Annotated in this window: 9 protein-coding genes; 2 read left to right on the top strand and 7 right to left on the bottom strand. The window is 46.0% G+C overall.

The annotated features are described in order from the left end of the window. Window positions 1–35: 35 nt before the first annotated feature. The 7 genes from MHB54_RS27310 to MHB54_RS27340 form a co-directional block, all read right to left on the bottom strand. The gene (locus tag MHB54_RS27310; protein WP_264453787.1) at window positions 36–1,022 is read right to left on the bottom strand and encodes a sensor histidine kinase; all 987 of its coding nucleotides are present in this window, start codon (window positions 1,020–1,022) and stop codon (window positions 36–38) included. Next, entirely contained in the window at window positions 1,019–1,720 is a 702-nt protein-coding gene (locus MHB54_RS27315; protein WP_023988571.1) for a response regulator transcription factor, read from the bottom strand. Before MHB54_RS27315 ends, MHB54_RS27310 begins: the two co-directional genes overlap by 4 nt. 489 nt (window positions 1,721–2,209) lie before the next feature. After that, the gene (locus MHB54_RS27320; RefSeq protein WP_025723644.1) at window positions 2,210–3,052 is read right to left on the bottom strand and encodes a carbohydrate ABC transporter permease; all 843 of its coding nucleotides are present in this window, start codon (window positions 3,050–3,052) and stop codon (window positions 2,210–2,212) included. A gap of 28 nt (window positions 3,053–3,080) precedes the next feature. Continuing rightward, window positions 3,081–3,959 (bottom strand): carbohydrate ABC transporter permease, encoded by an 879-nt coding sequence (locus MHB54_RS27325; protein ID WP_053325421.1) that lies wholly within the window; start codon window positions 3,957–3,959, stop codon window positions 3,081–3,083. A 94-nt stretch (window positions 3,960–4,053) separates the two neighbouring features. After that, window positions 4,054–5,355, bottom strand: coding sequence for an ABC transporter substrate-binding protein (locus MHB54_RS27330; protein ID WP_068938439.1), 1,302 nt, complete (start codon window positions 5,353–5,355; stop codon window positions 4,054–4,056). Between the two features lie 197 nt (window positions 5,356–5,552). Continuing rightward, window positions 5,553–6,656 (bottom strand): response regulator transcription factor, encoded by a 1,104-nt coding sequence (locus MHB54_RS27335; protein ID WP_028541314.1) that lies wholly within the window; start codon window positions 6,654–6,656, stop codon window positions 5,553–5,555. After that, complete coding sequence (locus MHB54_RS27340) at window positions 6,649–8,457, bottom strand: cache domain-containing sensor histidine kinase (RefSeq protein ID WP_264453789.1); 1,809 nt, start codon at window positions 8,455–8,457, stop codon at window positions 6,649–6,651. The genes MHB54_RS27335 and MHB54_RS27340 overlap by 8 nt, the downstream gene beginning before the upstream one ends. A gap of 177 nt (window positions 8,458–8,634) precedes the next feature. Here MHB54_RS27340 and MHB54_RS27345 point away from each other — a divergent pair, with 177 nt between their 5' ends. Both MHB54_RS27345 and MHB54_RS27350 read left to right on the top strand, forming a co-directional pair. Continuing rightward, a complete protein-coding gene (locus MHB54_RS27345; protein ID WP_025723649.1) occupies window positions 8,635–9,621 on the top strand; it encodes a LacI family DNA-binding transcriptional regulator in 987 nt (328 codons plus the stop codon). An 82-nt stretch (window positions 9,622–9,703) separates the two neighbouring features. Beyond that, window positions 9,704–11,980, top strand: a complete 2,277-nt coding sequence (locus tag MHB54_RS27350) for an alpha-galactosidase (RefSeq protein WP_264453790.1) — start codon at window positions 9,704–9,706, stop codon at window positions 11,978–11,980. Window positions 11,981–12,008 lie beyond the last annotated feature (28 nt).

The raw sequence follows: 12,008 nt of genomic DNA on the forward strand, positions 1-12,008 counted from the left end.
ACATTACAAAAACCTTAAATGTGTTGTAAGGTTTCTCATTTGTGAATTGAAAACAGGATTTGAACCGTTGTCCCTTCACCAACTGTCGATTTCAGTTGAATATCATGATTCAGTCTTTTGCAGATTTCAGACACCAAATAGAGTCCCATCCCGGTTGATTCACGATACTTCCGCCCATTTTCACCTGTATAATAAGCCTCAAATACCCGTTCTACATCTTTTTTAGGGATACCAATCCCCTCATCCTGTACTTCCAACACAATGACATGCTCTCTTACGTCAGACATTAGTTTCAGACTGTGGGCATGACCTGAAGAGTATTTCACCGCATTGGTCACCAATTGGTTAATTATGAATCTTAGCCACTTGGCATCGGTAATCACACTCAACTGCTCGTCCACTTCATTGGAAGGATAAATTTCGTTGCGAATCAATAATCTTTTGTTATCATAAATCACATCACTAACCAGTTTTCGTAATACAACAGGCTCCACATGAAAGTCAGGTTCAAAGGATTCCAATCGTGACATATACAAAATCATGTCCAGTCCTTTTCCCATTCGATCAATCTCATCGTGAATCTGATCCGATTCGGGATCTATTTTTCCTTTAAGGATTAAATGAATAACAGAAAGAGGAGTTTTCATCTGGTGAACCCACTGATTGATAAACGTAATATGATCGCGCTGCTGATGCTCTAACTGATGAATTCGGGACTGATACAATCGGTAATATTGTAAAAGCAAATGTTGCAAAGAAGAGGCTAACGGATTAAGTACCTTCATCTGAATAAGCTCATCTAAATCTCTAATGTTTGCAGTGGATAATATGAGATATAAACCAGAGTACATGACATACCGGAAGAGCAAATAAACCAGCAATATGGAGGCCCCAAAAAAGACGGAATACAGGGCCGTCGACCAGTTGCGGTAACCATCCATCCAATAGATACTTAACACAAGAAAAAGTTGGATGATATTAAAAATCACCAGCGAAAAATGGTCACGCCAAAAAAGCTTCACCGTTCTTCCTCCTCACTCAAGTGAAGCCGATAGCCAGCCCCTCTAACCGTCTCTATGATATCCCCTAGTCCCAGCTCACTCAGCTTTTTGCGGACCCGAGTGACATAAACATTCAGTGTGTTTTCGCCCACATATTGGTGATCATCCCATAAAGCCTCTAAGAGATGAACTCTACCCACAACCTGCTTAGGATACGTCATCAATAGCTCTAGCAGTGCTGCTTCCTTCTGGCTAATTTCTACCTGCTTGTCATGGAATACAAGTTCCATAATATCGGGATATAGCGTCAAATCTGCCACTTTTAAGGAACGTGATTTTGGGGCAACAGCATAAGAGCCATAGGCACGTCGCAGATTGCTTTCTACTTTGGCTAACAGTACTTCGGGATAAAATGGTTTCGTAATGTAATCATCTGCTCCGTTTTGCAAAGCAATGACCTGATCCATTTTATCATCGCGTGCAGAAACAAAAAGGATGGGGCATGTAGACTGAGTCCGTATTTGCCTGCACCAATAAAATCCATCAAAGCGAGGTAGATTCACATCAAGTAGTACCAAATCAGGCTTTACCTCTTGAAATATAGCCAGAACTTGATCAAAATTTGAAACGTTAATCCCTTGATAACCATATTTCTCAAGATAAGATTGGAGCAAGGAACTGATTTGAGGATCATCCTCTACTATTAATATCTTTTGCATCGTGTTTTCTACCTTCTTAGTGCTTGAATTTTTAACAACTGATTTCTCTATATAATGCCTTTATTCGATCGTTCAAGCAATAACAACAATCTAACCCCCTTGGTTGTAGATTTAGGAGGTTTTCATGGTGGTGTATATTGAATCCCGAATAATATGCATGGTGCCGAGCACCAGAGTGATTAACAATATAATTATAATAACAATAACGGTGACTGTTATAATGGTTCTTTTAGGAATTTTTAATGTTTCATTGAAACTTTGCTTTGGATCTTTCAAAATCTGCTCACTTCTTTCCTTGCCTAGCTGTTTACCAGCATAACAGCTTCTACATAATGAACAACAGTTGAAACTTACAAAAACCTTTATTTTGTTGTAAGGTTTCTGATTAGCCACAAACCATCGTCAGATTAAACTAGCGTATGTACATAACAAAAATGCCCGGCTAGAGAATCTTTTTTCTGATTCTCAAACCTGGGCAGTTTATCCTTTCTATCCTTTTACAGCGGAACCCACCGTCATTGCCCGCTCCACTTGTTCACTCAAGAACAGATAGACTAGTACCATCGGTAGGGAAGCGATAGTCATAACAGCTCCCATGGCCCCCCAATCCGTGCTGTAGGAGCCCTGGAAGAAAAGCAAGCCTAGCGGCAAGGTCTTCATATTCTCATCAGAAATCAGAATATAGGCCAAAGTGAACTCATTCCAGTTGTTCAAGAACTGAAAAATGGCTACAGTCGCAATTGCAGGCATTGCAAGCGGCATAATGATTTTTAGGAACAGTCTATAAATATTAGCTCCATCCATACATGCCGCCTCTTCAATCTCCTTAGGAATTCCTGCCAGGAACCCATAGAAAATCATTGACGAGAAAGGAAGGCCAATTGCGATATAGGGAAGAATAAGAGCTCCATACGTATTCGTAAGATGAAAATCGCGAACCAGAATCGCCAGCGGTATCATAATAACCTGTAGCGGCATAAACATTCCTATGATCATATAAGTTCGGACAGCAGAACGAAACCTCCATCTCATGCGAGCCACTGCAAAGGCAAACATCAGTGCCAATAAAAGGATGAACAGAGTCGAAATCGTTGATACGACCAGACTGTTTAGAAAGTAACGAGGAATATTAAATTGCGTCCAAGCATTGATGTAATTTTCGTAACGAAAATGCGTTGGTAGTCCGAATGGGTTGGTAACAAAGATCTCATCATTGTTCTTCAACGAGTAGGAAACCATCCAGAACAACGGATAAATCGAAACAATCACATACAACCACAGCGGTATCTGCAGGACAGCTTGTCTGAACTTGCTCACAGCGGTTTTACTCATTTCGTTCTCCTTTTCAATACGCACCTCATCAGGCGGTTTGTCCGCGATCGAACAGCTTATTGATAACTAAAGTTGCCAGCAGCGAGATCAGTACAAGCAGCACAGATACAGCACACGCATAGCCATAGTTGCTCTCCATAAAAGCATAGCGGTAAATCATGAATGTCATTGTATAATTTGTAGTACCAGGTCCCCCGTTAGTCATAATCAGCATCTGCACAAAGGCGCCTATCCCAGAGGTAATCGCGATAATAAAGCAGAATTTGTACGTTTCCCTCATCAGAGGAAGTGTAACATGCAGATGCGCTCTCCATTTGCTGCAACCGTCAATCGTGGCGGCTTCAAAATAGTCCTCAGGTACTGACTTAACCCCTGCATATAGCAGCGCGAATTGATACCCCATAAACTGCCAGGCATTAACGAAGGCGATGGCAATAATTGATGCTGTCGGGGAGCTCAGCCAATTTTGCTGATACGGGATATTCAAAAGATCGAACAGCCGGTTGATCAGTCCGTTGGTCGGGTCGTAAATGGCGATCCACAGCTGGCACACCACAGTTACCGACAGAACAACCGGAATAAAATAAGCCGTTTTCAGTATTTTCCGCCCGCGTGTACGCGGGTCTGCACAAATCAGCGCCAATAGCGTTCCCAGTCCAATCTGAAAGACCACCAGTACAATTGCAAATATCAATCCGTTCTTAAGCGAAGTGGAAAGTAAAGGATCGGAAAAGAGCTCCCGGTAATTACTCAATCCCGAAAAGATCGGCGTACTAAGGCCATCCCACTCATAAAAGCTACGAAGAACGGTCTGCAGAACAGGATAAATCAGGATCACACTGTACAGGATCAAAGCAGGGAGCAGAAACAGTGCCAGCGCCGGTTTGTTCCCCAAATATTTATTCATGTGTTGCTTCCACCCCTTATTTTCGGGACGGCTCCCCCCAGCGACTTATGTCGCCAGAGGTTGCTTGTCCCTGGATTATCAGTTTTCTTTCTCCTCAGTTTTCTTTCTCCAATGTACTGTTCAGATTGTTCACAAAACCCTCTACCAAAAAGTTGTCCACCATCAGATTCTGGGTATTGTCATTGATTGTGTTCTGAATTTTGGTATTGCTCAGAAGCTGAGCATATTCCTTGGCGTTTGGCAGCAACTCTTTGGCGACTCGCTGCATCATTGCTGGAACAGTGGAGGCGATTTGCTTATCCACTTTCGGCGAAACGATAGGACTTCCGAGTTGGGTATATTTGTACTCGGCTGACTTTGTCGCAAGGAATGCTGCTACCTTTACGGCAGTTTCCTTGTTCTCGCTACTCGACGATACTGCGTAACCCTGTGGCGAGCCTGCACCGTCGATAAAATATTTGGACTTCTCGTAGGTTGCTTCATCCTTTGCTGGCCAGTACATCCAGTCGACCTGGTCGCCCAGCTTTTCCTGTGAACTGTAAATTTCCCATTGTCCGTTCACAAACATGGCAGCCTTTCCCTGATAGAACAGGGACGATGCCTGATCATAATTGGTGTTCGTGGCATTTGCGTCGAACAATCCGGCTTGCTGCAATTGCTTCATCTGCTGTGCTGCCGTTACAAACGCTTCTGGCAATGCTTTTACACCTTTCTGATCAAGTGCTCCGAATCCTTGCGGCTGCTCTCTTGTGACCAGCCCATTATAAAAAGCAGTCGTAATCCACTTTTCCTTGGCAAAGATCGACATGGGCACATAACCTGCAGCTTTCAACTTTTTAGCTGCTTCGCCCATTTGATCAATCGTCCTAATCGGCGTTTCGATCCCCGCCTTCTCAAAAATCGACTTGTTGTAATAGATAAGCTGGAATTCAATGCCTGTATCCGGATAAGCGTACACATGATTATCTGGAGCTACTAAACGAGATTCAACACCCGGATTAAGATTCTCCTTGAATTTAGCCGTTGTCTCATAGTTGTCCAGCACCTCGACATTTTTGGATTTTGCTAAAGTTTGCAGAGTTGGCCAATCCGTGAAATAAATATCCGGCATGTTTCCTGTCGCTGCATAAGTCTTCAGCTTCTGGTACCCGTCCTGAACGGCAGGATCCAGTTCAATCTCAACGTTTGGCATGTCCTTTTTGAGTTCTTCCACCGCATAATCGAACGGCTTGGTGGTATCGGCGTCAAAATGCTGCGCATATACCTTCAATTTGATCTTTGTGTCTCCCGTCCCGCCCTGGGAGGAAGCTGATTTATCTCCACCACAAGCGACCAATCCAATAGACATGGTGAGCACTAGCAAAGCTGCACCCCAACTTCTGTAAGTTTTTTTCATTTGTTTAATCCCCCTTATGCAGTGTGTTTTATGTTTGCGCTTTCATTTTCATAACTACAGTATACTCCCGCTTCTTTTCTTGATTAAGGAATAAAACGGGCATAATCAGTAAAAAACGGGACAAATAGAGCAGCGGTTCTCCATATAGGAAAACCGCCAGGCTTAAATCGATGTTGTTCTGCCTCGCAGGACAAGAGCTACCTTTTTTGGAGTTGCTCATATTCAGTCGGTGTCATGCCAAAGCGTTTCTTGAAGCATTTGCTGAAATAATTGGGGTCACTGTATCCAACACTTTCAGCGATTTCCGCCAACTTCCGATTTCTGTTCAGTAAGAGCTCCTTAGCCTTCTTCATCCGAATATGTGTAATATGATCCACTATGGAGAAGCCGGACTCCTTGCGGAAGACGCGCCGCAGATAGCTGGGATCGACGAAAACCCCACACGAAACCTGCTCAGCAGACAACTCTGTGTCTGCATAATGCTCCTCGATATAGGTGATCGCCGCAGCAAAAAGATTGGAAGCCTTCGTAGAGTGCATATTCTCCATCAATTGGATCAGCCTGCGGTACAAAGCGAGCATCCATCCTTCAGCAGCCTCCCAGGAATCTAACTCCCGAAGCCGGTCATAAGGAGACTTGTTCAAACCTTCATCCCATAGCCGATCATAAGGAATGCCGCGTTCACTTGCAAAGGAAAGTGCTAGAGATACGATTCCCATAAGCATCGCGTCCGCGTATTCGTCCCCCCACTTATATATACTAAGCTGCTGGATTGCCTTACGGACTTCCTCTAACGTTTCACTGTCTTTCAATCGAAGGTCTAGCACGACTGCATCACGCAGATGGCCCAAATCAGGCATACTTGCTCTGCCGTGCAACGCTTCGCTACCATGACCCCACTCGGTACTTTCGCTCTCCTGCAGAAACACCGGTAGTTTCGGCTTAATACGTTCCAACATCGAGAGCATTTCTTCTGCATTGAACGGCTTCAACAAATAATCCTGCACTCCGGTTCGAACCGCCTTCTGTAGGTATTCAAATTCGTTATGTCCAGATATGAATACAATAACGATGCGTTCGAACTTGACTTTCAACCTCTCGGCTAATTCAATTCCATCAATGAAGGGCATATTGATATCTACGAGGGCGAGATGCGGCTGATGCCGCTCGGCTTCTTGAAGTGCTTCCTGTCCGTTCCTTGCTTCGCAGCAAACCCGAAAGCCATGACTTTCCCAATCTATCTTTATACGCAGAAAGTCTCGGAACAGCGGCTCATCATCGACAATCATCACTTTATACATCTTGGTGTTCACTCCCCTTTGGCAGCATCGGCAACGACAGGTCAACAGTTGTTCCCTCCGCGAGAATACTTTGAACGGATATCCCATACTCCTCGCCAAAATACAGACTCAGTCGTTGCTGAACACTGTAGGTACCGATTGATCGTATTCCTTCTTTCGGTAAATGTCTGGACATAATAGTCTGAACTTGGAATTCATCCATCCCCACACCGTTGTCCTCCACCCGAACGATCACCTTATCACCCTGTTTAAAGGCAAAAATACGGATAAAACCTTTTGTTCCTTTCTTCTTAAGACCATGGTAAATCGAATTCTCGACAAGCGGCTGAAGCGAGAGCTTCGGGATAGGTGTACCTGCAAGCTCGGCAGGGATATCCACTTCATAGCGAAACACATCGGGATAACGGATTTGCAAAATCGTCAGGTAATCATCAGTAATCTGAGCTTCCTTTTCTAAAGTAATTAATTCCCGTCCCTTGTTCAGCACCATTCGATAAAAATCTGCCAGCGCTTTTGTAGTATCTCTAGCCTCATCATTACGATCTAACTCATTGAGTGCATAAATGGTATCCAAAGTGTTGTACAGAAAATGCGGTTTAATTTGGGCGCTTATCAGTGCGAGCTCATATTCACGCTTACGGTTCTGTTCCTGCCTTACCTCATCCAGCAGCTCCCGAACTCTTCTTACCATAAAGTTAAACGCTTCAGCAATCGTACCGATCTCATCCTCTGTGCGGACTGTCGTAACCGCTTGCAGGTCACCAGTTACTACTTTTCGCATGGCCCTAGTCAGATGTTCGAGAGGGCTAACGACCATTTTGGATAGAAAGCTAGCGCCCAGCCAGGAAAAAACAAGGCACAATATGCCGATTAAGAGCGACAATCTAACATTTTGCCGGACATCAGCCGTAAGCAGGCTAAGAGATACGATATTGACCAACTTCCAATCCATCCGGGTATAATCAGTGACCGTTACCAGATTGCCCTCATCCTCGAATGAGCACGTTCCTTGGGATGCATTAGGCGCACAACGTTGGATGGCCTCACCTAGCTGTGGATTCACCGGATTCATCAGCATCTCATTGTCTTCTGCCACCGCCACGCGCATTCCGTTATCTAAAAAATAATAAGATTTGGGCGCATCCGGATCGCTGGAACGGAAGTAATCGGACAAACCTTCTTCCTTCACTAACAGAAAAAGGGTTCCGTAGGGTTCGCCCGTGTCTATATTAATGACCGTCTTCCCCAACGTCAAAACCGGAGAGTTCGGATCTGGTGTTAGGAAATCCCTCTTCTCCATATCAAACCAGAGTGCCTGTCCATAACTTTCGGATTCCCTTACCCGCTTAAGCATGCTATAGATCTTGCGATCATCCCCGCTTTCGGTATAAGAGGCGAAAATTGTCCCTTCATTATCAATAAATACAGCGGCATCCACCTCACGAAAGATTGACAAATCAATGGATAGGCGGCTCTGCATCAAGTTTCCAAACTGAATAGACTCCATCGCAGTACCAGGTTTGGCACCGTATGAATCATACATCCGGTTAATATTCGTCACCATAATATTGGCCGCTGTTTCCACACTGCTGAATATGTAATCGGTCCGAGACAAGATAAGCTGAGACTCATCGACCACGTTGCTGGTGGTTCGGTCTATCAAAGAACGGCTGAAAAGCTGGTTGGACAACAGTCCAAGAGTAAGCAGAGAAACAATAATTAGCGGAAGAAATACCGTTATAACCTTGCTTTTAAAGCGAAGTCGACCAAACCACTTACGAGCTAGTGACAGAATATTCAACTAGGACCCCTCCGTCATCAAGAGAATATTCATCATGTTAACACAAACAATCTCTACAGTAGTAGATCAAAAATAATGTTAAAAAAATTCAACCGTCCATCTTGAAAGTGCTTTAAAGATGTGTTAGGATAAAGTCGATTTTTAGTAAAATTATTAACTAAAAAGGTGTGAGCTCTTTTGGCAACCATTAAAGACATTGCCCGCGAAGCGGGTGTGTCTGCCGCAACCGTTTCAAGGGTTTTAAATAACGATCTGTCACTGTCCGTAAGCCCAGACACCAAAAGCAGAATTTTTTTGGTTGCCGAGCAACTCGGGTATAAGCCTACCCGGCTGAGGCAATTAAAGCAGAATACGGAACGTGCCGGGAAAACCGTCTCCCTCCTGCTGTGGTGTTCTATTGAGGAGGAAAGAGACGATCCGTATTACGCCTCGATCCGCCGTGGAATCGAACTGCGCTGTGAAGAGCTTGGACTGACGTTGGGCCAGACCTTGCGAGGCCGCTCATCCATCGGCACCCTGCAGAAGGCGGACGGTCTGATTGTTGTGGGCGGCGTTGATCCTGAAGAGGTATTCAAACTTCATCCTGACAAGAACACCATTGTCCTTGTCGACCAGTACCATGAACAGCTGGAGTATGATTCTGTACGACTTCATTTCCGGCAAGCTGTTGATCAGGCGCTCGGACATCTACTTGAGCTTGGCCACCGACAAATCGGATTTATCGGCGGTAAGAGCGACGGTGAGCGAAGAGCGCATTATTTTGAACGATTCATGCGGGAACAGGGGTTGTACAATCCTCAATTCGTCCGTATAGGTGCCTGGAGTACCGCGGATGGTTATCTCATGATGAACGAGCTTCTAACCCAACAGGAACGACCGACGGCCTGCTTCGCTGCAAGCGATCCGCTCGCTATTGGTGCCCTCCGCGCCCTTCATGGACATGGAGTCAAGGTACCAGAGGATATGGCTGTTGTCGGCTTCGACGACATTGAGATGGCAGCCTTCGTGCAGCCTCCGCTAACCACCGTCCGTGCCTATCCTGAACAGATGGGAAAGGCTGCCGTGCAACTGCTCTCTGAACGGTTTGAGGGGCGTGAACCACCTGCGTATAGCGTGATCGGGACTAAGCTTGTCATTCGGGAGAGTTCATGCAAAAAAGGCTAAAATCAGTACTTGAGAGCCTTATTGTCATTGATCAGTATCCTTACGTAAAACAATAATGATAACCCCCTAAGGAGTGAATATCATGAACATTCATGTTAACGAGGCGCTTGGTTTGTTTCATTTGCAGTCCAAGGATTGCAGCTATATTATCCAGCTTGTAGAAGGATATCCCGCACATGTCTATTGGGGAGCTCAACTTCATCATGACCAAAGTCTCGCAAGTATATTGGAGCTTAGGGAGCGTTGCTCCTTCTCTCCCACTCCCGTTTCTTCCAGCCGTACAATTTCTTTGGACACGCTTCCACAGGAATACCCCCAGTATGGAACAAGCGACTTTCGTCAACCAGCTTACCAGGTTGCACTTGCGGACGGGACTCGGACTACGGAGCTGAAATATAGTGGTTACCGTATTGAACCGGGTAAACCAAAGCTCGAAGGACTTCCTTCCGTCTATACCGAATCGGATGATGAAGCCACAACCCTCTTTTTGATCCTTGAGGATCCATACTCTGGGCTTAAGACTACACTGCTCTATACTGTATTTGCGAATCACAGTGCCATTGCGAGGTCTACTCTTTTTGAACAAAAGGGAAGCGCTACCATGAATATTGAACACGCCATGAGCGCCTCTGTCGACTTCGCCGATTCCAACTACCAAGCTCTCTACTTACCTGGAGCCTGGGTTCGGGAAAGACATATCCAACGCCGCGATCTCGGACCCGGCTCCCTTCGGCTCGAGAGCCGAAGGGGTTCCAGCAGTCACCAAATGAATCCATTTCTGGCACTGCTTCGTCCTGATGCGACTGAAGATCGTGGGGATGTGTACGGTTTCAGTCTAATCTACAGCAGCAACTTCGTCGCACAGGCAGAAGTAGAGCAGTTCAACCAGACTCGTGTAAGTGTCGGAATCAATCCTTTTGACTTCTCCTGGCGGCTTGAGCCGGGTCAGTCATTCCAGACCCCTGAAGCCATATTGGTCTTTTCTGAAGAAGGTCTTGGGGGCATGTCACGCACCTATCACCGACTCTATCGCACACGCCTGTGCCGGGGGGCTTACCGTGACAAAGAGCGTCCTATTCTCGTGAACAATTGGGAAGCCACGTATTTCGACTTTGACGCCGATAAAATCGAAGCGATTGCCAAGGAAGCAGGGCCCCTTGGAATTGAGCTCTTTGTTCTAGATGACGGTTGGTTTGGTAAGCGCGACAACGACGACAATTCGCTTGGGGACTGGTTTGAAGACCGTCGCAAGTTGCCTGGCGGCCTTGCCGACCTGGCCAAACGGGTTAATGAACAAGGATTACAGTTTGGCTTGTGGGTTGAGCCGGAAATGGTATCACCTGATAGTGAACTGTACCGCAACCATCCCGACTGGTGCCTACATGCGGAAGGTCGGCGGCGGACGGAAGGCCGATCCCAACTGGTGCTCGATCTTTCCCGCAAGGAAGTATGCGACTACTTGTACGAGACGCTTAGCTCCGTATTCTCGATCGCTCCGATTACTTATGTCAAGTGGGACATGAACCGTAATATGACGGAGATTGCTTCGGCTACAGCTCCTAGCGAGCGACAAAAGGAAACTGCGCACCGTTATATGCTCGGACTTTACGATCTTCTGGAACGTCTGACTTCCCAGTTCCCGGACATCTTGTTCGAAAGCTGTTCCGGAGGCGGTGGACGATTCGATCCAGGAATGCTCTACTATATGCCGCAGACATGGACCAGTGACGATACTGATGCCATTGAAAGATTGGCTATCCAGTATGGCACAAGCATCGTGTATCCGGCCAGTACCATGGGCGCACACGTATCGAATGTACCGAATCACCAGGTGGGGCGAATCACCTCTCTCGCTATACGCGGCGACGTGGCAATGAGCGGGAATTTTGGCTACGAACTTGACCTAACTGCCTTTACAAATGAAGAAAAGGAGCTCGCTGCCAAACAAATCGCCCAGTATAAGGAAATTCGTTCCCTTGTACAGCAAGGAGATATGTATCGACTCCTTAGTCCATTTGAGGGCCGAGGCGACACGGCCTGGATGTTCGTTAGCGAGGACCAGTCCGAAGCTTTTGTCGCTTACTTCCGTGTACTAGCTGAACCGAATGGGCCCATCCGGCGACTAACTCTAAAAGGACTTGACCCAGATAAAAAGTATATAATCGAACACGGAGCGACGGGCAACACTGCAGTCCATACGGGTAATACCTTAGTGGAAGATGACGGTTCCCCCTTCCGCGTAGCATTTGATGGAGAAATTTTCGGAGGTGACCGCCTAATGAGAATTGGGCTTGTGGTCTCCGATCTCACTGGAGATTTCGCCAGCTCTACCTTCCGCCTTAAAGCTGTCTCCTGCTAATCATGGACCAGCCAGTGACGATAAAAAA

Source organism: Paenibacillus sp. FSL M7-0802 (assembly GCF_038004945.1).
Lineage (GTDB): Bacteria > Bacillota > Bacilli > Paenibacillales > Paenibacillaceae > Paenibacillus > Paenibacillus polymyxa_B.

What these genes read in the sequence shown, in the direction of transcription:
- MHB54_RS27325 (WP_053325421.1), bottom strand. Translation starts at nt 3,959, where the DNA reads ATGAATAAATATTTGGGGAACAAACCGGCGCTGGCACTGTTTCTGCTC.
- MHB54_RS27315 (WP_023988571.1), bottom strand. Translation starts at nt 1,720, where the DNA reads ATGCAAAAGATATTAATAGTAGAGGATGATCCTCAAATCAGTTCCTTG.
- MHB54_RS27350 (WP_264453790.1), top strand. Translation starts at nt 9,704, where the DNA reads ATGAACATTCATGTTAACGAGGCGCTTGGTTTGTTTCATTTGCAGTCC.
- MHB54_RS27335 (WP_028541314.1), bottom strand. Translation starts at nt 6,656, where the DNA reads ATGTATAAAGTGATGATTGTCGATGATGAGCCGCTGTTCCGAGACTTT.
- MHB54_RS27320 (WP_025723644.1), bottom strand. Translation starts at nt 3,052, where the DNA reads ATGAGTAAAACCGCTGTGAGCAAGTTCAGACAAGCTGTCCTGCAGATA.
- MHB54_RS27330 (WP_068938439.1), bottom strand. Translation starts at nt 5,355, where the DNA reads ATGAAAAAAACTTACAGAAGTTGGGGTGCAGCTTTGCTAGTGCTCACC.